This is a genomic window from Chryseobacterium echinoideorum (assembly GCF_007474535.1).
In the GTDB taxonomy this organism is placed as follows: domain Bacteria; phylum Bacteroidota; class Bacteroidia; order Flavobacteriales; family Weeksellaceae; genus Chryseobacterium; species Chryseobacterium echinoideorum.
Map to the genome: position 1 here is coordinate 20,744 of NZ_VKNW01000003.1, position 21,592 is coordinate 42,335.

Genomic DNA, 21,592 nt, shown 5'->3' on the forward strand with positions numbered 1-21,592 from the left:
ATAAAAAGTTGATTCTTAAGATAAGAATCAACTTTTGTGTAAAATTAAAAAAAATTTATATTATTTTAAATTATTTAATGCATCTTCCAATTTCGGCATCATTACTTCAATTTCATCAGTTGCCAAACCTCCAACAGAAGCTCTGAACCATGGTTCTGTTTTTTCTTCACCAAAAGCAGAAAAAGGAACTAAAGCTACTCCCGCTTCATTGATTAAATAAAATACAAGATCTGATGAAGTCTCAATTTTGTTTCCGTCAGGTTTTACTTTTCCGATGTAATCAAGTTTTATCGTAAGGTACATTGCACCCATCGGCTCAATACTTTCTACTGATAAACCTTTTGTTTTCAGATTCTGAATTCCGTTGTGAAGAACTTTCAAGCTTGCTTCCAGTTTATTTTTAAAATCAGTAATAAAAGCATTTACATTTTCAGGATTCTGAAAATATTTTGCTGTTGCTTCCTGCTCCGGCTTTGGTGCCCAAGCTCCAACGTGAGTCAGCAAAGCTTTCATCTTATCAACAACATGGGAAGGACCAAATCCCCATCCTACACGAACTCCGGTGGCTGCCAAACATTTTGAAATACCATCAATATAGATAGTATATTCTTTCATTTCAGGGAAAAGTGAAACAGGATCTACATGCTTTTCACCAAAAGTAAGATTAGAATAAATCTGATCATACATTAAATATAGAGGCTTCTCATCTGCTCCTCTTTTGCTGTTTTCCTCCAGAATCATTTCGCAGATTTCTCTGAGCTGAGTTTCTGTAAACATCGTTCCTGTAGGATTTAATGGCGAACAGAGAGCCAATAAAACTGCTCCGTTTAAGTGTGGTTTCAACTCTTCGGCAGTAGGTAAAAAATTGTTTTCCTGGGTAGTTTTTACCTCAACCATATTGGCAGAAGTAAGGTATGCATAATGGTTATTGTTCCAAGAAGGTGTAGGATAAATTACTTTATCTCCTTCATCTACGATAGTTTTATAAACGGCATAAATCAATGGTCTTGAACCAGCTGTAATTAAAATATCGTTCGGGGAATAGTCTAAATTCCATCTTGTTTTAAGATCTTTGGAAACTTCTGTACGTAAAGATAAAAGTCCGTTTGCCGGCGGATAATTGGTTAAATTATTCTGATAGGCTTTCTGAATTTCCTCTTTCAACTCTACAGGAATCGGATAAATATTGGAGTTCAGATCTCCAATGGTAAGATTGGCAATTTGCGCTCCTTTCGCTTTCAGATCATTTACTTCATTACCAATTTTTACAATTTCAGAACCAATAAGGTTCGCCGCTAATTTTGAAACTTTCACTTTTTTATTATTAGAAATTAGAGTTTAGAAATTAGAAATTAGATGTAAAGCATTCTGAAAAGCGCAATAAAATCTAATTTCTAAATTCTTTTATTAATTCAACTGAAGATCTTTTCTTACTTCTTCTATTTTTTGTTCTAAAGATTTTAGAGTTGACTTAAAATCTTCTTTTGAGTTTAAATTTTCTTTCACAGAAACATAAAATTTGATTTTAGGCTCTGTTCCTGAAGGTCTTACACAAACTTTTGTTCCGTCTTGTGTGTAATAGATTAATACATTTGATTTTGGAATATCATCCATGACGTGCTTTTCATTTTCAGAAACTACAAAATTAGTCTGCTCCTTAAAGTCTTTTACTTCTTCAACCAATGAGCCAGCCAATGATTTTGGAGGATTTTCACGGAAATTCTTCATCATATTCTGAATTTCTTCTGCTCCGTCTCTTCCCTTTTTAACGATATTGATCAAACCTTCGTAATACATCCCGGTTTCCTGATAAATTTCGATCAGGTATTCGTACATCGTTTTCCCGTTCTCTTTGCACCAGGCTGCAATTTCGCAAGCTAAAACGATACTTCCGCAAGAATCCTTATCACGAACAAAATCTCCGGTCATAAAACCGAAACTCTCTTCACCCCCACAAACAAATTTTTCCTGACCTTCAAAATCGCGGATCATTTTTCCGATCCATTTGAAGCCCGTTAATCCCACTTTGCAGTCAACACCAAATTTTTCTGCAATATCAAAGAAAATATCAGAAGTTACAATCGTAGAACCAATGAATTCTTTTCCGGTAATTTTGCCCTGCTTTTTCCATTGATCTAAAATATAATACGTTAAAATTGTATTACACTGATTCCCATTTAACAACTGAATTTCACCTTCCAGATTTCTTACAGCTATTCCCAATCTGTCTCCATCGGGATCTGTTCCGATAACGATATCTGCATTGGTAATTTTAGCTAAATCCATTGCCATTTCCAAAGCTGCAGGTTCTTCCGGATTGGGAGAATCTACTGTTGGGAAATTTCCACTCGGAATCATTTGCTCTTTTACCAAATCAATTTTTTTGAAACCTGCTTTTTCCAAAGCTTTCGGTACCGTTGTATAGGTTGTTCCGTGAATGGAAGTAAAAACGATATTCAAATTTCCTTTTCCAACATTCTGGTAGGTAGAATTTTCGATACAGGCATCAATATAAACATCATCCTGCTCCTCTCCGATCCATTCGATTAAATCATCATTTCCGTCAAACTTAATGTCTTCAAATTTTACAGAATACACTTCATTGATAATTGCCTCATCATGTGGCGGAACAATCTGCGCTCCGTCATTCCAGTATACTTTATAACCGTTGTATTCCGGCGGATTGTGAGATGCCGTTAACACAATTCCTCCATGACATTTTCTGTCACGAACGGTAAAAGACAATTCAGGAGTCGGTCTGTGGTTTTTGAAAAGCAAAACCTTAATTCCGTTTGCTGTTAAAACATCTGCAACCAATTTTCCGAATTCTTTTGAGTTGTTTCTTACATCATAAGCAATCGCAACTTTTATTTGGTCATCAGGAAACTGCTGTAGCATATAATTGGCAAGTCCCTGAGTTGCCTGTCCTAGCGTGTATTTATTTAATCGGTTGGTTCCTACACCCATAATTCCACGCATTCCTCCCGTTCCAAATTCTAATTCTCTGTAAAAAGAATCTTCAAGATCAGGTGAATTGCCATCAATTAATAGCTGTACCGCATCTTTTGTTTCTTTATCGAATGTATCTGCAAGCCAAAGCTGGGCTTTTTCTAATGTTGTCATATTTGTATTTGTAGTTTTTTATAGTGTGTTTAATTCTAGTGTTAAATTTGGCATTTTTTTCTTTAAAGAGTTTATTTTCAATTGTAAATGATTTAATACAAAAATAAAATTTCCAAAAAAGTTTAATTGCTCATTTCAAAATTTATACTACTGAAGTTTCTTATTCTCAACTTTGGCTGTTTTTTCCACTTTAAAAGCTCTGATCGGATCATTATAATACACAAATTTTGCTGTATTTTTCACGTTTCCTTTTAGGGAGTCTTTTACATTCACTTCGGCATAATTTCCATTTTGGGAATCCAAATTCAGATTAACGATCTTCCAATACGGTGCTATCAGACTTGCCGTGTCAGAAATCTTAATTACCGCATTTTCAGTTTTACCCAAAAAATTAGCACGGCTTCTGTTTTTCATATCAACTTCAGCTCTTCTGGTGTTGATTGACCCCATAAAAGTAGCATAATTTTTTAAATTTAATCTAAAATTATCCGTCTTAATTTCACTGGAAATATTCATTTCCACAGAATCTGAAATCGAAACTTTCTCCAAGTTATATTTTGAATAGATCGTTACATTGTAAAAATCTACTTTTTGGGTTTCTCTACTTTCTTTAATGGATAATGTTTTATCTTTTACATCAATATCCAGATTATCTGCAATGTTGGGATATGTTTCTATTTCAACGAAATTTTTTGGTCCTTTTGCATAAAATACGCGGAATTTGCCCTCTAAATCTAGATTAACAAATTCTTCAACATCCATTTCTTTTTTATCTAAATTTCCTTTCGGAGAAATTTTTCCGCAGGAAATAATAGTTAAAACTAAAAATAAGAATATAAGCTTTTTCATTTAATAAAGTCTTTACCAATTATTTTCTTGATTTGGCTGTAAATATCAGGATTATTTATTTCGTGCCAATTAAATTTCAAATATTTTGTTCTATCGAAACTATTATTTTTTCTTGAATAAATCCAAATAAAATCTTTATCACAAATCACAATTTTCTGCGCTTCTAACCTTAAAGCATATGAATGAGCTTGTTGAAAAGTTTCCTCTAAGTCTCTATTGTTTTTAATGATAAATTTTGTTTCTAGAAGCATTTTAGCTTGTTCATAGCCTTTTCTTGTTTCCGCAAAAAAAACGTAATCGGGATAATTTCGTTCCCCTCTTCCCATCCTCACAGAAAGTTGGCGAATCCAATCATTCTCAAAATAATTTAGCTTGTGTAAAAATGGTTCTACGATTTTAATTTCTACATCCCTCTCATTTCTACAGTCAAGATTAACTTTAAAATCAATAGTTGAAATCTTTGGCAATCTCAACGTATTTTCGCCTTTTTCTTCTAATAAGTATAAAATCCTTTTATAATCTTCATTACTAATTTGTGTTCCGTTTACACCTTGAAGATTTTTTTTAACGATTGCAATATTTTTTAAATGTTCATCAGTTTTAATTTGAGAAATATGAATTGGTTGAATTTTATGTATATTACCTAAAGTTATACTTCCATAATAATGGAAAAAAGGATCTCTAATTCCGTCATTCACAGCTCTACAAATAAATTCGATATTACTTTGGGGTGAAAGACAATACATTACAATTATATCTCCTCTCTTTGTATCTTCGTTTCCTTGCCAAAAATAAGTTGTTTTTGAAGTAGCTTTTAATAAGTAAGAATAATCATCTTTTGCAGCCCCACAAAGCCAAATGTTAGTAGGTTCAGGTAAATCTTTTATTTCTTCAAATCCTATATATTTTGGCGCAAAATCATAAAGAAATGCACAAAATTCAAATTTAGTTAAATTATTGATTGTTCTAAATTCAAGAAAAATATCACATAGTTCTATATAATAATTCAGTCTTTCTTTTTTAAATTTCTTTAGAGGAACTTTTGGAATGTTTATGTTGAAAGTATCACATATTTTTTGAAGTTTTGTAAATTCTAATTTAAAAAAATATGGAAAAAAATAATCAGGGATGGCATCAAATAAGTATAAAGAATACGGTTCAATTATATCTAAAAGAAAATCAAACTCTTCCTTTTCAAAATATGAAAACTCCCCTTTTTCATCTTTTAAAATTAATCCATTTTCTATAAAATAATTAAATAATTTTTTTCCTCTTTCACCTACATTTTTAGATTCATCAAATTCTAGATCACAATATAAAAATATATTTAAAATATTATTATAATCTTCTAAATCTTTATTCTTTTCATCAATGAATTTTGATAAAATCTCATAATATTCTTTATACTTAAAGAAGTTTATGATCTCTTGTCCGTCTTTACTTTCCTTATAGTTATTCCAAATGAATTTATTAAGCTCCATTCAAATTTTAATGATTTTATATCACTTCATCAATATTATAATTCTTATGCTCTCTATTGGTTCTGATGATCATTTCACCCAAAAAGCCTGCAATGAAGAGTAAAGTTCCCATCAACATCATCGTTAATGCAATAAAAAACCACGGATTATTGGTAATCAAATGACCGTAAATTCCTCTCGCTACATCAATTAATTTTGAAATTCCCAGCCAAAATGCTGAAAGAAAACCAACGATAAACATTAAAGTTCCTACCGCACCGAAAAAATGCATGGGTCTGCCTCCAAAACGGCTCACAAACCAAAGCGTTACCAGATCCAAAAAGCCTCTGATAAACCTCTCGGTTCCGAATTTTGATGTTCCGTAAGGTCTTGCCTGATGCGGCACTTCTTTTTCGGTAATTCTCCTGAAACCCGCATTTGCAGCCAAAACAGGAATGTAACGATGCATATCACCGTACACATCAATAGATTTTACCACCTGTTTTTTGTAGGCTTTTAAACCACAATTAAAATCATGAAGATATACTCCGGAAACTTTTCTCGCTGCTGCATTGAAAAGTTTTGAAGGAATATTTTTTGTCATCACATTATCAAAACGCTTCTTTTTCCAGCCGGAAACAATGTCGTAATTATCTTCAATGACCATTCTGTACAATTCTGGAATTTCTTCCGGAAAATCCTGAAGATCAGCATCCATCGTGATGATAACATCGCCGTTTGTTCTTGCAAAAGCAGCATGTAAAGCCTGAGATTTCCCGTAATTTCTGGAAAATTTTATCCCGTGAATCTGCGGATGCTGAATTTTTAAATTCTCAATAATGCTCCAGGAAAGGTCTGTACTTCCGTCATCTACAAACCAGACTTCGTAAGATAACTGATTGGTTTTGCAGGTATTATCAATTCTTGAAAACAATTCTTCAAGAGATGCTTCTTCGTTGAGCAACGGAATAACGATAGATAAATTCATTTAATTTTTATAACAATTTATTCTTGATTGGTTTCTTCAGAGTATACTTTTTTTGTTCTGAAAAAAGCTCCGAAAAACAACGACAAAACTACGTAAAATATAAGAATTGCCGCAAAATATCCTGAAAAATGACTTGCGGTAAGCATATCTTTTCCTTTGATGATTTCCGGGCTGAATCTTTGAAGACTTTCTTTATATTTCTCTTCAAGCTCATCAATATCTTTTTGATGTTTCAGAATTTTTTTTGCTGAATAATATTCTTTATCCAGTTCTGATTTTTGTCTTGTAACATACTGATAATTAAGCAGCTTTTTCGCATCAGTATCAACATAATTAAGAAATAAAAAAATACTTATAACGGATAAAAAACCACCTACAAACATGGGAACAAAAGCTCTTTTGAAAGCTTCTCTGAAACCCATTTTATGCTTATTCCAGTGAGATTTTACTGACCAGAATGCAGCTAAAGCATAAAAGACAGGAAGTATAAAAGCATTGGTTTTCAATGAAATATCAAAATAATTTACTCCTGAAAAGAAAAAATAGACTACAAAAAAGATCAACATCGTAGCTGCAAAAAGCAAAATTCCTAAGGTTACCGGACTTTTCGTCATAATTTCAGTTTTTAGAAAAAATCTTAAAAAATATTGCTCTAAATTTCAGCCTTTTAGCTGTCTTAATGGCGTTTTTAGAAGATTTTTCTTTAATAATATTTTTAAGTTTATAATTAATTCCTATCTTTGCAACGGCAAGTCCTAAACAACCAGCTCCTGAGAATCCTCCAGGGTGGGAACGCAGCAAAGGTAATCGGTTGTAGCGGTGTGATTTAGGTAGCTTGCCATTTTTTATTGGTGTTAACTGAAGAGAAGTAATTTGAAAATTATCTTTTTTTGTTTCTGAATGCTTCAACATTTTTATCAAAATTTCCAAATTATCTTTCAACATTTATTAAAATTCAAATGTTTCTCCCAATTTTGGTAAAACCAGTTCAACATTTTTATCTGCAAAATGCTTCATTGCATTTTCATGATTAATTTTGATCGGAGGAAATGTATCAAAATGACATCCGATTACTTTGGGAGTCTTCAGTAATTCGGCTGCTGCAAAAGCTGCTTTTCTTGCACACATCGTGTAATGACCGCCGATCGGAAGGATAGATAAGTCTAAATTCCCATACAGCTGAGGAAAGAGCTGCATATCTGCCATTACTCCCGTATCTCCAGCAAGATATACGTTTTTACCTTCAGGAAGTCTGAAAATATATCCTACAGGAACACCGCCATAAGTTCCGTCCGGAAATGAGCTTGTATGATGCGCAGGAACCATAGAAATTTTCAGATCATCTATTTTTGCTGATCCGCCAAGATTCACATCATCTTTATTTTTTGCATGATCGAAATATGCACAAATTTCCGGCTGACCGATAATGGTAGCCTCCGGATAATACTCCAGCACTTGCCCAACATCTGCAATATGATCTCCATGAGCATGAGTAAGCAGAATATAATCAATTTTCTGAGCAGCAATATCAAATCCTGACTGCTCCTTTTGATAGTTGTAAAAAGGATCACAAAGAATTGTTTTGTCTTTATAAGTAAACAAAAAACAGTTTTGTCCTAAGAATTGTATTTTCATTTTAGTCTTAATTTATTTTTTATTTTTCCACACCAATATTTCAAAGATCAGTGTAAATTATTATGATGTCTGTAAAACCGTTTTTTTTATAATCTATTTTAAAGGAAATTTATCTTCTATTAATCTTAGATTTATCCCATGTTCAAGATATGCTTTGCAGCCATCTAAAACGGTTGTGAAGCCTCCTGTGTTATCATTAATTAGCTCTAAAAGCTCATCTCCAGTCTGAGAATAGCCATAGCTTTTAATGATAACTAAAGTCCCTTTTTCCATTTCTTTGAATTCATAATCTATTTTATTGAAAAATAATTCCCATTCTGTTTTTATAAGTTGGTTTGGTATGATTTGATGAACTTTTACTTGAGTTTTTGCATTGTACATATCCCATTCCCAAAGAATAGTTTTGCCCTCCTCTAGTTTTCCGCTAGATTTTGTAAACCAAAAATTAGTAGTGATTTTTGGGTCAATAAATGCTTCGAAAACTATGTTGATTGGTTTTCTGATTAACATTTGAGCCTTTACAAAAACTTTAGATTCCATAATAGAAAATTTAATTAAAATAATTTAATCCAACAGCCGTTAAAACCGCCATCATTAAGGTCATAATGCCGACCTGTTTAAGAAACGGATCAAGCTCTCTCGGTTCTTTTACTGCCATAATCTGACGACGGATCTTCATTAGAGGCAGGAATAATATCATTACAATAAACACTTTATAATTACCGGATTCTATAAAGCCATTGATTCCCAAAAAAATAAGAATCAGAATCAATGGAAGCTGAAGCAACACAATTTCGTAAATCATTGCACTTCTGAATCCTATTCGTAAAGCAAGGCTGTTTTTCCCGGAAAGTCTGTCGCTTTCTATATCACGCATATTATTTAGGTTTAAAACTGCCATACTCATCATTCCGATTGCCGTTGCCGGTAGTAAAATATCCCAAGAAAAAGTTTTTGTAAACAGAAAATAACTTCCGCCCACGGAAACCAATCCAAAAAATATAAAAACAAACAAATCTCCCAATCCCATATAACCATAAGGTTTTTTGCCTACAGTATAACCAATTGCTGCTAAAATGCTTGCTAATCCCAATCCGATGAAAATATAAAATTCATTGATATAATCCGGAATAAATGCAGTATATAAAAGTGCAACGGTTGCCACAAAAGATAAAACCGAAAAAATAATCACTGCATTTTTCATCTGTTTTGCCGTAATTTTACCGGATGCTACTGCTCTTGCTTCAGCTTCTCCAATTCTGTTTTTATCAGTTCCTTTGATACCGTCACCGTAGTCATTGGCATAATTTGACAGAATCTGATACAGTAATGTGACCAGAATAGCCAGCGCAAAAATCTTCCAGTCCCATGTTCCGCCCTGTTCCCAAAGTCTCCATTTTGCGATGAAAGATCCCATAATGATTCCGCTTAAAGAAAGTGGTAAAGTTCTCAGCCTTGCGGCTTTTATCCAGTCTGACATAAATATTTTTTAACTTTTTTTGGAAGTTTCTATTTTATAAATAATATTATTAAAAAGCTTTTTAACTTCAGAAAAATTCAGAACTGAAATCCCGAATTTTCCGGCAGAAGTATAAAATGTTATACTTCCCAGATTGCTTTTCTTTTGCCAAAAATACTGAGAAATTTTCACAGTCTGAATCTTGTCTATTTCAAAAGTTCTGTAATGAACATCCCAGAAACCGGAACGGAGTCTGATAAAGTTCTCATTATAAAACAATCTGAGATTCAGATAAGAAAAAATAATAATGATTTCAATAATGATAAAAATCATTATGGCAGCTTCCCAGTAATTAATTACTATGCTTTTATCAATAAAAAATACTATTAAAAAAGGAAATACAATCCAAATTAAATGATTAACAATCAGCATCCTGTAATTAGGTTTAAGAACATTATTAAACTTAGGTATATCACCCCATATTGAGCAGATCAAATGTTCTTTTTCTTTTTGGCTAATTCCCAGAACCGAAGAAACATTTTTTTCATTTTCACTTTTGCCTATCTGCAGAAATTTCACCAGAGAAACATTCATTTTTTTCTGCACCCAATTCTGAATTTCGGTCACCACCTGAACTTTTGATTTGGTTACAATAGCATTTTTTGTACTGAATAAGCCATATTCAAAAGAAAAGTTTCTGTAATTTTCTTCTACTTTGAAATTAAAATAACGGATGATTGCCCGTACAGAATTCACTATGACACCAAGAATTAAAACCAATAGGATTATTCCCAGCAAAATCGGAAATGAGTAGCTCAGTACATTTTTCTCAATTTCATCATAGTCAATATGAGCATCCAATTCAGCTTTTTTGAGAAGATCATTGAGCTGCGTAATACCATAAATCACCAAACTAATCAATGCGAAAAAACTTTGTACATAATTAGCAGTCAATCCATACTTTAAGATACTTAGATTGGATATACTGAGCTGCTTTTTGGTGGAAATTTCTGCTGTATCATCTGGAGCAATATGCCCATTTTCTATTTCAATATTTTTCTCTTCAAGCAGATATTTTTTCAAATCATAAGCGTTCTGTCTGGATAAAGCAGAAATAGAAACTTCTTTTTCGGAACTTCCTGGGCTGTCTACTTCCAGTTTAAAAATATTAAACAGTCTATGAACAAACGACTGAGAAATATTAACCTCCTGAATATTCCTGATCTTTATTTTGGTAGAAGATTTATTGATGATTCCTTTATGAATAATAAATTCCTCATTTTTAGCATCAATATAATATCTGAAATTGTAATATTGTAAAACAGCAGATGTGCTGAGAATAAAAAATACGGCAGAAACGATTAAAAAAATAATCCAAAGGTCAAATTTTTTATCTCTGAAAAAAAACAAGAAGATAAAAATCCACGAATTTTTAATCACTTCGCCCGTGCTGTAGAGAAATAACAAAGCAATCCCGATTTTTGACTGCCTTTGAGGAGTAAAAAAAGAATTATATTTCTCCTCCATCTTCATTATTTTCGGATGAAATGGTATTCATAATCATATGATTGATTTCTTCAGCTTTTTCTTGCGGCAAACCATGAATAGAAATATCACCTCCATTTACGCCTGCTGTATAAACAGAAACTGATTTTAAATTTAAAATTTTTGAAAACCATCCCTGCTCCACTTTTATATGCTGAATTCTTGTAAAAGGAATGATTATAATACTTCTTTTGAGCCAACCGTACTGATAAACCAGATCATGTTGACGAACTGCATATTTCCTGAATTTAAAACCGATAACTGAACTCAAAAAAATATATATAATTAAAATAAGAATAACTAATGCTAAAGCAATAATTGGGGTAATTGAAAAATTTTCACCAAAAAAATAGTAAGAAATAAAAAATGCAGAGACAATAAATCCCGAGAATAAAGCATTATTAAACAAAATAATGTTGAGATATTTTGGTGAAACAGAAACCATCTCCAGATTCTCAAAATCAGGAATTTCTATATCAAAAACCTGCGGGTTCTGAAATTTTTGCTGCATATTTCAGTGATTTTTCTATTTTAATTGATTATATAAATTTTATAATATTCTGCAAGATTGTATAAACCAGCTCGCTTGACTTCATTAACAAAATAATAGGTAATGACTTAGTATTCATTACCTATTACTCCTGATTTATATTTACGAGATCCACTGATCTTTTCCGAAGTTCGGTTTTCTTTTTTCAAGAAAAGCATTTCTGCCCTCTTTGGCTTCTTCGGTCATATAGGCTAAACGAGTTGCTTCGCCTGCAAAAACCTGCTGTCCTACCATTCCGTCGTCCGTAAGATTCATGGCAAACTTCAGCATTCTGATAGAAGTCGGAGATTTTCCTAAAATTTCCTGCGCCCATTCATACGCTGTATCTTCCAGCTCATCATGAGGAATTACGGCATTTACCATTCCCATTTCAAAAGCTTCCTGCGCAGAATAATTTCTTCCTAAAAAGAAAATTTCACGGGCTTTTTTCTGTCCCACCATTTTTGCAAGATAAGCAGAACCGTAACCGCCGTCAAAGCTTGTTACATCAGCATCGGTCTGTTTAAAAATTGCGTGTTCTTTACTGGCAAGAGTTAAGTCGCAAACTACGTGAAGAGAATGACCGCCTCCAACAGCCCAACCCGGAACTACCGCAATCACTGCTTTTGGCATAAAACGGATGAGACGCTGCACTTCCAGAATATTCAGTCGGTGTCTTCCGTCTTCTCCTACGTAACCTTGGTGTCCTCTGGCTTTCTGATCGCCTCCGCTGCAAAAAGCCCAGCCACCGTCTTTTGGACTTGGTCCTTCTCCTGAAAGCAAAACAACGCCTATTGAAGAATCTTCTGAAGCATCATAAAACGCATCATATAATTCTGAAGTAGTTTTGGGTCTGAATGCATTTCGCACTTCTGGTCTGTTAAATGCAATTCTTGCAACACCATTGCATTTTTTATAAGTAATATCCTCGTATTCCTTTACGGTTTTCCACTCGATCATTTTGTTAAAATTTTTCCTCAAAGATAAGGAATTGATGAGAGATTTCGGTAGGTATGAAAGAGCAAACTTTACGAAGAAAGATTATTTCTTTTCAGCAAAATTTCTTCAATATTTTTTAAAGTGAAATTTTTAGCTTTCAGTAAAATTAAAAAGTGATATAGTAAATCTGCCGCTTCATTCTTAAACAGTTCCTCATGGCTGTCTTTTGCCTCAATCACAACCTCTACGGCTTCCTCTCCCACTTTCTGAGCTATTTTATTAATTCCTTTCTGAAAAAGTGAATACGTGTAAGAGCCTTCTATTTTTTCGTCAATTCTCTGGTTAATCTTCTCTTCAAGTTCATACAGAAAACCTTTGGAATCTTTTTCTCCGAAACAACTGAAACTTTCGGTGTGGCAAACGACATTGACGGGAATTGCTTGAACTAAAATCGTATCCTGATCGCAGTCTATGGCAATATTTTTAACCTTTAAAAAATTTCCGGACTTTTCACCTTTTGTCCAGAGTCGCTTCTTGGAACGGCTGAAAAAAGTTACAACTCCTTCTTTTTTGGTTTTTTCAAAAGCTTCTTCATTCATATACCCCAACATTAAAACCTGTAATGTTCTGTCGTCCTGGATAATCACCGGAACCAAGCCTTCACTTTTATTAAAATCAATATTCATCGTACTGCCAATTTTTTAAATTTTAAATTATTTTTCAGATCCTGAATCTGTACTTCTCCAAAATGGAAAATACTTGCCGCCAAAGCTCCTGTTGCTTTTGTCTGATTAAAAACTTCCTCAAAATCTTCTTTTTTTCCTGCACCTCCGGAAGCGATCACGGGAATATTTACACTTTCGGAAATTAACTTCGTTATTCGGAGATCAAAACCGTTTTTTGTACCATCGCCATCCATCGAAGTCAAAAGAATTTCTCCCGCTCCCAGTTCTTCTGCTTTCTTTGCCCAGTCCAATGTTTTCAGATCCGTTATTTCTCTTCCTCCTTTTATATGAACCCAGTCTGATCCATTGACAAATTTAGTATCTATCGCAACCACAGTACATTGACTTCCAAATTCTTTTGATAAATCCGAAATTAATGCCGGATTTTTAACCGCCGAAGAATTAATGCTGATCTTATCTGCTCCTGCTTCCAGGAGTTTCCTTACATCTTCCAAGATTGAAATTCCGCCGCCGACTGTGAACGGAATACTCAGTTCCGCCGCAACTTTCTGTACAAGCTCCGCAAATGTTTTACGCTCTTCGATGGTTGCTGTAATATCCAGGAGAACCAATTCGTCTGCGCCTTCTTTTTCATATCTTTTGGCAAGTTCTACAGGATCACCTGCATTTCTTAATCCTTCAAAATTAATTCCTTTTACCGTGGTTCCGTCTTTGATATCCAGACACGGAATAATTCTTTTTTTAAGCATTTTCAATAAAATTTTGGAGTTGCTGCAAACTTATTCTTCCTTCATAAATTGCCTTTCCGATAATTGTTCCGGAACAGCCGATGTTTTTCATCTGTTCTACATCTTCAATACACGAAATGCCGCCGCTTGCAATCAGCTGAACTGCTGTTTTTTCTATAATTTCTCTGTACAGTTCATCCGATGCGCCCTGAAGCATTCCGTCTTTTGAAATATCCGTACAGATCACATTTTTAATTCCTTTATTTTTATATTTGAGAATAAAATCAATCACATCAAGTTGGCTTTCTTGCAGCCAGCCTGAAGTTTTTATCTTTCGATTTTCGCAATCGGCTCCTAAAATAATTTTATCCGAACCATATTTTTCAATCAGATCAAAACAGAAATAGGGATTCTGAACAGCAATACTTCCGATGGTAATCTGTTTTGCTCCCGAATTGAAAGCAATTTCAATATCCTCCAAAGTCTTCAGACCACCTCCAAAATCAATTTCCAGAGAAGTTTCTTTTGTGATGATTTCCAAAACCTTCTGATTAACAATATGTTTAGATTTTGCACCGTCAAGATCCACCAGATGAAGATATCGGATACCGAAACTTTCAAATTTTTTGGCGACTTCAAGTGGATTTTCATTGTATATTTTTTTGGTATTGTAATCTCCTTTCGACAACCGAACACATTTTCCGTCGATGATGTCTATAGCAGGAATAATTTTCATATTCAGTTTTTATTGTTTTAAAAAATTTTCCAGTAAACGGCTTCCAACGTCTCCTGATTTTTCAGGGTGAAACTGCATCGCATGGAAATTATCCTTTTGCAGAGATGCACTGAACGGCAGAATATAATCACAGACCGATGTCGTATTTTCCGATAATTCGCAATAGAAACTGTGAACAAAATACATATCGCTGTTTTCTTCAATCCCTGCAAATATCTCGGATTTAAAATCTGAAATTGTATTCCATCCCATGTGCGGAACAATATTCTTTGCAGGAAACTTTTTTACATTGATATCAAAAATTCCCATCCCGACTGTGTTTCCCTCTTCATTGTTTTTACACATCAGCTGCATTCCCAGACAAATGCCTAAAACAGGTTGTTTTAAAGTGGGAATTAACTGATCTAGACCTTTTTCCCTTAGTAATTTCATGGTAGAAGACGCTTCACCCACTCCCGGAAAAATCACTTTGTCGGCTTTTCTTATCAGGTCAAAATCATCAGTCACGACAGACTCTATCTTTAGTCTGTTCAATGAATTCTGTACGGAACTGACATTTCCGCCGTTGTATTTGATGATGGCAATCATTATAAACTTCCTTTGGTTGATGGTAAATTAAAATTCTTATCGGTCTGTTTCACTGCCATTTTTACCGCTTTGGCAAATGCTTTAAATACAGATTCGATCTTGTGATGTTCATTGCCACCCTCTACTTTAATGTTGAGATTACACTTTGAAGAATCAGTAAATGATTTAAAGAAGTGGTAAAACATTTCGGTCGGAACATCACCAATCTTTTCGCGTTTGAAATCCGCTTCCCACATTAACCACGATCTACCTCCGAAATCAATCGCAACTTGCGCTAAACAATCATCCATCGGAAGCAGGAAACCATAACGTTCAATTCCTTTTTTCTTTCCCAAAGCTTTTAATACAGCTTCGCCAAGAACAATCCCTATGTCTTCAATCGTGTGGTGTTCATCCACCTGTAAATCACCTTTGACGTTGATTTTTAAATCTAAATTGCCATGTTTTGAAATCTGCTCCAACATGTGATCAAAAAAGTGTAATCCTGTCGAAATTTCAGAGGTTCCGCTGCCATCAAGATTGACTTCGATTTCAATTTCTGTTTCATTGGTTTTTCTCGAAACTTTGGCTTTTCGCGGAATATTCGTTAAATACTGTGCAATTTCGCTCCAGTTTTCCGTTGTTAAATCTGCTTCATCATTCTGAACTTTACTGATTAATATAGATTTTGATCCTAAATTTTTTGCCAACTGAATATCTGTAATCCGGTCTCCAATCACGAATGAATTTTCCAGATCGTAATCTCCGTAAATATATTTTCCCAACATTCCGATTCCCGGTTTTCTTGTCGGCAGGTTTTCACTCTCAAAACTTCTGTCGATCAAAATATCACTGAAAACAATTCCTTCATTTTCAAATGCTCTCAGCATCTTTTCCTGTGGTTTGATGAAATCTTCATAAGGAAAACTTTCGGTTCCCAGACCATCCTGATTGGTTACCATTACCAGTTCAAAATCAAGTTCTCTGGCAATTCGGGCAAGATTCTGGAAAACTCCGGGATAAAATTCGAGCTTTTCAAGAGAATCAACCTGAAAATCTGTTGGTGGTTCTAAGATTAAAGTTCCGTCACGGTCAATAAACAATACTTTTTTCATTTTTAATTTCTTTCTTTTTACTTTTTCTAACCTAACAGGTTTTTAAAACCTGTTAGGTTTCAGATTCCAATTAAATATCTTTTAAGATGTTGATTAGTTTGCTGTTTTCTTCTCTATTTCCAACATTAATTCGTATACAATCCTGAATCTGAGGACTTCTTTTGCTCGTCAGAATTTCATTTTCCAGCAATTTTTGGTAGACCTTATCCACATTTTCAAACTGAATCAGAAAAAAATTAGCATCGGTCGGAAATATTTTTTTGATACAGTTTATTTCTATCAATTCATTTTTCAGCCAAAAAAATTCATTTAAAATATTTTCTATATTTAATTTTATAAACTCTTTGTTATTAATAAGTTCCAATATTTTATTTAAACTTAAAGAATTAACATTATATGGAGGTTTTACCGTATTGATCAATTGAATAATTTCTTCTGAAGCATACGCAATTCCGACTCTCGCTCCTGCCATTCCCCACGCTTTTGAGAAGGTTTGAAGAACGATAAGATTGGGGTACTTTTCCAACAGTTCAATGCATGATTTCTTTCCGGAAAATTCAATGTAAGCTTCATCAACCACAACAATCCCATCAAAATTCTGAATGTAAAACTCAATGTCTTCGATTGAATTTCCGGTAGGATTATTGGGCGAACATAAAAAGAAAACTTTAGGTTTTTCTTCGTTTGAAATTTTTAAAAACTCTTCTTTATCAATCCCAAAATTTTCATTCAGATTCAGTTTTAATACTTTATTTTCATTAACTGAGGCGTAAAATCCGTACATCGCAAAAGAAGGATTCATCATCAGAATGGCATCTTTCTTCGGTTCACAAAAAACTTTCACCATAAGATCAATCAGTTCGTCGCTTCCGTTTCCGACTGCAATCTGTTTTGCTGAAACGTTTTTCAGTACTGCTAATTTTTCTTTCAATTCTTTCTGAGTGGAATCCGGATAACGGTTCAGTTCTCCGAATGTGCTTTCATTCGCATCCAGAAAAACAGGATTTTCAAATGTATTGTTGTCCCTGAAACTCACATATGGCTGCAATTCCAGAATATTTTTTCTTACTAAATTTTTGATATTAAGCTCTTTCATTTTGTTCTTTTAATCTGATACTTACCGCATTTTTGTGAGCGAATAATCCTTCTGCTTCCGCCATTGCTTCAATGGTTTTTGCTAAATTTTTCAATCCCTGTTCCGACAGATTCTGGAAAGTGATTTTCTTCACAAAACTGTCAAGAGAAACCCCGCTGTAATTTTTTGCAAAACCGTTCGTCGGAAGAGTGTGATTGGTTCCGCTTGCGTAATCTCCTGCACTCTCGCATGAATAATTTCCTAAGAATACAGAACCTGCATTTTCAATTTTCGGAATATAGTTTTCAAAATCATTAACGGCTAAAATCAAGTGTTCCGGAGCATACAAATTGCTGAATTCCAAAGCTTCATCTATTGAATTCAGTAAAATAAAGTGGCTGTTTTTCAAAGATTCTGCTGCCATTTCATTTCTTGGAAGTGATCCAAGCTTTTTTTGGATTTCCAGAATAGTTTTATTAAGAATTTTCTCGTCTGTGGAAAGGAAAATCACCTGACTGTCGCTTCCGTGTTCCGCCTGAGAAAGCAAATCCGCAGCGCAAAATTCAGGAACTGCCGTTTCATCGGCAATCACAAGAACTTCACTCGGTCCGGCAGGCATATCAATGGCAATATTGTAATTTTGCGCATATTCTTTAGCGGCAACAACATACTGATTTCCCGGTCCGAAAATTTTATAGACATTCGGAATACTTTCTGTTCTGAAAGTCAGTGCTGCAATCGCCTGAGCGCCTCCAATTTTGAAAATCTGCGTTACTCCGCACAATTTTGCCGTATATAAAATGGCAGGATTTATGTTGCCATTTTTATCGGGCGGCGTACAGAGAATAATTTCTTTACAACCCGCTAACTGAGCCGGAATGGCAAGCATTAAAACCGTAGAAAACAATGGAGCTGTTCCTCCCGGAATATAAATTCCTACTTTTTCGATCGCACGGTTTTCTCTCCAGCAAACTACTCCTTTTGTCGTTTCTATTTTTTCGATTGTCGGAATTTGTGAAGCGTGAAATCTGGTAATATTCGATTTTGCTTCCTGAATGGCTTTTTTCAGTTCTTTACTGATTAGATTTTCAGAGGCTTCAACTTCTTCTTCAGAAACTTTAATGTTATTTACTTCTGCGGAATCAAATTTTTTAGCAAAATCAATCAGCGCCTGATCTCCATTTTTCTTTACTTCTTCGAAAATTTCGGCAACGATTTCTGTTAACTGTTGCCTTTTTATGGCAGGTCTTTTTGTTAATTCAGACCATTTTTCTCTTTCAGGATATCTTTCTACTTGCATATTAAATCACCATTTTATCAATTGGAATTATTAAAATATCCTGCGCTCCTTTGTCTTTCAGTTCATCAATCACTTCCCAGAAACGTGCTTCGTCTATTACGGAATGAATGCTGCTCCATCCTTCTTCCGCTAAAGGAATCACAGTCGGACTTTTCAGGACAGGAAGGGCTTTGGAGATTTCTCCAATCTTTTCATTCGGAACATTCATGAGAATATATTTTGAATTTTTTGCTTTTAAAACTGCTTTAATTCTGAAAAGTAATTTCTCTAAAATATTTTGTTTTTCTGTATCTAACCGAGATGTTTTTGCTAAAACGGCTTCAGATTTTAAGAGTGTTATGGTTTCTCTCAGACCATTTTTAAACAAAGTACTTCCCGAACTTACAATATCACAGATTCCATCTGCCAATCCTATGTTTGGTGCAATTTCCACAGAACCTGAAATGATATGGATGTCTGCAAAAATATTGTTTTTATCCAAAAAGTTTTTAAGGGTATTCGGATAAGAGGTTGCAATTTTTTTACCCTGAAAATAAGAGATATCATCAGTTTCAATTTCCTTTGGAATGGCTAAAGAAACTCTGCATTTTGAAAATCCGAGAGGTTGTATAATTTCAATGTTTTTTTGCTTTTCGGCTAAAAGATTTTCGCCGACCATCGCAATATCAACGACTCCATCTTCCAGATACTGAGGAATATCAGAATTTCTTAGATACATAATTTCGATAGGAAAATTTTCTACAGAAACTTTCAGCTGATCTTTTCCGTTGTTGATGAAAATCCCGCAGTCTTTGAGAAGCTGAAGAGATTCTTCGTAAAGCCGTCCGCTTTTTTGTATGGCAATTTTTAATTTACTCATTTTGATTATTTTGAATCTGAGTAAACAAAAATGATTAATTGAAATAAATTTCCCGGGATGAATTTAGAAACAAAAAACCGCCTGTTTACTCAGACGGTTTAATTATTTTGATTTTTAACATAAATACATATCAATCAATTCCGTCTTAGCAGAGATGATGATAATGATGTACTGTTAAAAAATTCGGTTTCATTGTTGAAAATTGTGATACAAATGTAGAGCTTATTTTTAAACTGCCAAAAAATTTACAAAATAATTTTCCTGTACAGATTCATCAGGTTATCGGCAATCGGCTCATCATTAAACTTCTGAACAAACTCAAAACCCTTATCAGCACGGCGCTTTCTTTCAGATTCATTATCCCAGAGAAATTTTATTTTTGATTGAATATCTAAATAATTTTCAGGATTAATATATACAGAATCTGGTCCGCCCGCTTCGGGAAGACAGCTCGTATTGCTTGTAATAACTACTGTTTTTGAAAATAATGCTTCAATGACAGGAATTCCGAAACCTTCAAAAAAGCTTGGATAGACGAAAATATCCGCAAGCTTATAAACCGCCGCGAGTTCTTCCATGGAAACTCCTTCGAGAAACTGCACGCTGATTTTATGCTGCTTAACAAACCGTTCTACTTTCCTGAAATATTTTGTTTTTTTTCCGACAACAACCAACGGAATTTGGGTGTCTTTTAATGCTTTAACGATATTCAGCAGATTTTTTCGGTCTTCGATGGTTCCAACATTGAGAATGAATCTTTCCGGAACAGAAAATTTTTCTTTGGTTTTCTGAATGAATTCTTCAGACTGCTGTTCTTTAAAAGCTTGGTGACATCCCTGATAAATGACTTCGATCTTTGATTCGGGAACTTTTAAAAACTGGATAATATCGCGCTTTGTCTGTTCTGAAATAGCAATGATTTTATCGGCAGAATTTGCGGCTTTTCTGAATTTCCAGAAGTGAATTTTACGGTCGAAAAAGGAATAATATTGCGGATAACGTACAAAGATAAGATCATGAATGGTCACTACTTTTTTGATTGGTTTCTTATCCCATTTCAAAGGCAATTCACCGGATAATCCATGAAAGATATCGGCATTTTGCCTTTGTGCGTCCTTCCCCATTTTAAATTGCCGGGACATTTTTCCCTTAGAAGTTTCCACAAAATGAACATGGGAGTTTTCTAAAATACCAGAACCTCTTTCAGATTTATTTTTGTTCAGGAGAATGTATTCGTTTTCAGGAAAATATTGTGCTAAAATCCGTACCAAATCGCGGGAATAGTTACCCAAACCTGAGGTATTATGGAAAAATCTTTTGGCATCAAATGCTATCTTCATCCTCAGATTTTATAATGTTCTGTGTAAGTTGTTTTCTTTTCCAGTGTTCTGATTTTTTACTGTACAGAAAAAACTTCCCGAGTTTATATTTAAACACCATTTTATTTTCGTAATGCGGTGCTAGAAACCGATGCGGAATATCCGGATTTTCGGAAAGACATTGTTTGATAGATTCCGTATAAACCGTGGGTCCTGTAGTCTTATGTACATTATGAGGATAAGGATTATTTCGGATGTTATCAAGAATATTTTCTAAAGTTTTCTGTAAAAACGGGTGTCCGGCTTCATAAACCAGACCCCATTGTACATAATATGTTGGCGGAATTTCATCGGTGACCAGAGCCACATCATCCTCACGAATTAGATTTCGCAGAGGGATATTGATTCCGCTGTCTATATCTAAATAAACTCCTCCTTTTTTGTAAAGAATGGCATATCTGAAAAAATCTGCTTTGGCAGCTCCAATCGTCAGTCTGTTGTACGATTTCAGATATTCAGGAGGAAACTCATCTCTAAAGAACGCCTGAATCCTATTATCATCGTAAAAATGATAAGTATACTCAGGATTTTTTCTGAGCATTCTTTTAATATGAAATTTTGTAAGCCAGGGAAGCTTATCTGTTTTAAATGTCTGAAATATCTGTTTCGGAATTGCCATC

22 protein-coding genes and 1 other RNA gene are annotated in these 21,592 nt (G+C 34.1%); 1 reads left to right on the forward strand and 22 read right to left on the reverse strand.

The window, feature by feature from the left end; translation table 11 throughout:
- Positions 1-60: 60 nt before the first annotated feature.
- The 6 genes from FOL89_RS04110 to FOL89_RS04135 all read right to left on the reverse strand — a co-directional run bounded on the left by FOL89_RS04110 (position 61) and on the right by FOL89_RS04135 (position 7,034).
- On the reverse strand, positions 61-1,314 hold the full coding sequence (locus FOL89_RS04110; RefSeq protein ID WP_144281589.1) for a pyridoxal phosphate-dependent aminotransferase: 1,254 nt from the start codon (positions 1,312-1,314) through the stop codon (positions 61-63).
- A 93-nt stretch (positions 1,315-1,407) separates the two neighbouring features.
- Entirely contained in the window at positions 1,408-3,123 is a 1,716-nt protein-coding gene (locus tag FOL89_RS04115) for a phospho-sugar mutase (RefSeq protein WP_144281590.1), read from the reverse strand.
- A gap of 147 nt (positions 3,124-3,270) precedes the next feature.
- The gene (locus FOL89_RS04120) at positions 3,271-3,972 is read right to left on the reverse strand and encodes a GIN domain-containing protein (RefSeq protein WP_144281591.1); all 702 of its coding nucleotides are present in this window, start codon (positions 3,970-3,972) and stop codon (positions 3,271-3,273) included.
- Positions 3,969-5,453 (reverse strand): restriction endonuclease subunit R, encoded by a 1,485-nt coding sequence (locus tag FOL89_RS04125; RefSeq protein WP_144281592.1) that lies wholly within the window; start codon positions 5,451-5,453, stop codon positions 3,969-3,971. The genes FOL89_RS04120 and FOL89_RS04125 overlap by 4 nt, the downstream gene beginning before the upstream one ends.
- A gap of 16 nt (positions 5,454-5,469) precedes the next feature.
- A complete protein-coding gene (locus FOL89_RS04130; RefSeq protein ID WP_144281593.1) occupies positions 5,470-6,420 on the reverse strand; it encodes a glycosyltransferase family 2 protein in 951 nt (316 codons plus the stop codon).
- Positions 6,421-6,437: 17 nt separating this feature from the next.
- A complete protein-coding gene (locus FOL89_RS04135) occupies positions 6,438-7,034 on the reverse strand; it encodes a DUF4199 domain-containing protein (RefSeq protein WP_144281594.1) in 597 nt (198 codons plus the stop codon).
- Positions 7,035-7,166: 132 nt separating this feature from the next.
- On the opposite strand from FOL89_RS04135, the gene ffs reads away from it, so the two are divergent.
- An RNA gene (gene ffs, locus FOL89_RS04140) (signal recognition particle sRNA small type) lies at positions 7,167-7,264 on the forward strand.
- Between the two features lie 104 nt (positions 7,265-7,368).
- Here the strand turns inward: ffs and FOL89_RS04145 are convergent.
- From FOL89_RS04145 to FOL89_RS04220, 16 genes are all read right to left on the reverse strand, one after another.
- Positions 7,369-8,055: a metal-dependent hydrolase gene (locus FOL89_RS04145; protein ID WP_144281595.1), complete on the reverse strand. Its 687-nt coding sequence runs from the start codon at positions 8,053-8,055 to the stop codon at positions 7,369-7,371.
- Positions 8,056-8,148: 93 nt separating this feature from the next.
- Positions 8,149-8,595 (reverse strand): SRPBCC family protein, encoded by a 447-nt coding sequence (locus tag FOL89_RS04150; RefSeq protein ID WP_144281596.1) that lies wholly within the window; start codon positions 8,593-8,595, stop codon positions 8,149-8,151.
- A 10-nt stretch (positions 8,596-8,605) separates the two neighbouring features.
- Positions 8,606-9,535: a 1,4-dihydroxy-2-naphthoate octaprenyltransferase gene (menA, locus tag FOL89_RS04155; RefSeq protein ID WP_144281597.1), complete on the reverse strand. Its 930-nt coding sequence runs from the start codon at positions 9,533-9,535 to the stop codon at positions 8,606-8,608.
- Between the two features lie 9 nt (positions 9,536-9,544).
- Positions 9,545-11,041, reverse strand: coding sequence for a PH domain-containing protein (locus FOL89_RS04160; RefSeq protein WP_185146908.1), 1,497 nt, complete (start codon positions 11,039-11,041; stop codon positions 9,545-9,547).
- A complete protein-coding gene (locus FOL89_RS04165) occupies positions 11,025-11,570 on the reverse strand; it encodes a PH domain-containing protein (protein ID WP_144281599.1) in 546 nt (181 codons plus the stop codon). Before FOL89_RS04165 ends, FOL89_RS04160 begins: the two co-directional genes overlap by 17 nt.
- Positions 11,571-11,711: 141 nt before the next feature.
- Positions 11,712-12,548 carry a 1,4-dihydroxy-2-naphthoyl-CoA synthase gene (locus FOL89_RS04170; RefSeq protein ID WP_144281600.1) on the reverse strand — a complete coding sequence of 279 codons (837 nt, stop codon included), beginning with the start codon at positions 12,546-12,548 and terminating at the stop codon, positions 11,712-11,714.
- Between the two features lie 68 nt (positions 12,549-12,616).
- The gene (gene hisIE / locus FOL89_RS04175; protein ID WP_144281601.1) at positions 12,617-13,213 is read right to left on the reverse strand and encodes a bifunctional phosphoribosyl-AMP cyclohydrolase/phosphoribosyl-ATP diphosphatase HisIE; all 597 of its coding nucleotides are present in this window, start codon (positions 13,211-13,213) and stop codon (positions 12,617-12,619) included.
- Complete coding sequence (hisF, locus tag FOL89_RS04180; RefSeq protein ID WP_144281602.1) at positions 13,210-13,962, reverse strand: imidazole glycerol phosphate synthase subunit HisF; 753 nt, start codon at positions 13,960-13,962, stop codon at positions 13,210-13,212. Before hisF ends, hisIE begins: the two co-directional genes overlap by 4 nt.
- Entirely contained in the window at positions 13,955-14,677 is a 723-nt protein-coding gene (gene hisA, locus FOL89_RS04185) for a 1-(5-phosphoribosyl)-5-[(5-phosphoribosylamino)methylideneamino]imidazole-4-carboxamide isomerase (RefSeq protein ID WP_144281603.1), read from the reverse strand. Before hisA ends, hisF begins: the two co-directional genes overlap by 8 nt.
- 9 nt (positions 14,678-14,686) lie before the next feature.
- Positions 14,687-15,265 (reverse strand): imidazole glycerol phosphate synthase subunit HisH, encoded by a 579-nt coding sequence (gene hisH / locus FOL89_RS04190; RefSeq protein ID WP_144281604.1) that lies wholly within the window; start codon positions 15,263-15,265, stop codon positions 14,687-14,689.
- Positions 15,265-16,359 (reverse strand): bifunctional histidinol-phosphatase/imidazoleglycerol-phosphate dehydratase HisB, encoded by a 1,095-nt coding sequence (gene hisB, locus FOL89_RS04195; protein WP_144281605.1) that lies wholly within the window; start codon positions 16,357-16,359, stop codon positions 15,265-15,267. Before hisB ends, hisH begins: the two co-directional genes overlap by 1 nt.
- A gap of 70 nt (positions 16,360-16,429) precedes the next feature.
- Positions 16,430-17,455, reverse strand: a complete 1,026-nt coding sequence (gene hisC / locus FOL89_RS04200) for a histidinol-phosphate transaminase (protein ID WP_144281606.1) — start codon at positions 17,453-17,455, stop codon at positions 16,430-16,432.
- The gene (hisD, locus tag FOL89_RS04205) at positions 17,442-18,734 is read right to left on the reverse strand and encodes a histidinol dehydrogenase (protein WP_144281607.1); all 1,293 of its coding nucleotides are present in this window, start codon (positions 18,732-18,734) and stop codon (positions 17,442-17,444) included. Before hisD ends, hisC begins: the two co-directional genes overlap by 14 nt.
- Position 18,735: 1 nt before the next feature.
- Positions 18,736-19,593 carry an ATP phosphoribosyltransferase gene (hisG, locus tag FOL89_RS04210; RefSeq protein WP_144281608.1) on the reverse strand — a complete coding sequence of 286 codons (858 nt, stop codon included), beginning with the start codon at positions 19,591-19,593 and terminating at the stop codon, positions 18,736-18,738.
- 245 nt (positions 19,594-19,838) lie between these two features.
- Complete coding sequence (locus tag FOL89_RS04215) at positions 19,839-20,933, reverse strand: glycosyltransferase family 4 protein (RefSeq protein WP_144281609.1); 1,095 nt, start codon at positions 20,931-20,933, stop codon at positions 19,839-19,841.
- Entirely contained in the window at positions 20,917-21,591 is a 675-nt protein-coding gene (locus FOL89_RS04220; protein ID WP_144281610.1) for a glycosyltransferase family 32 protein, read from the reverse strand. Before FOL89_RS04220 ends, FOL89_RS04215 begins: the two co-directional genes overlap by 17 nt.
- Position 21,592 lies beyond the last annotated feature (1 nt).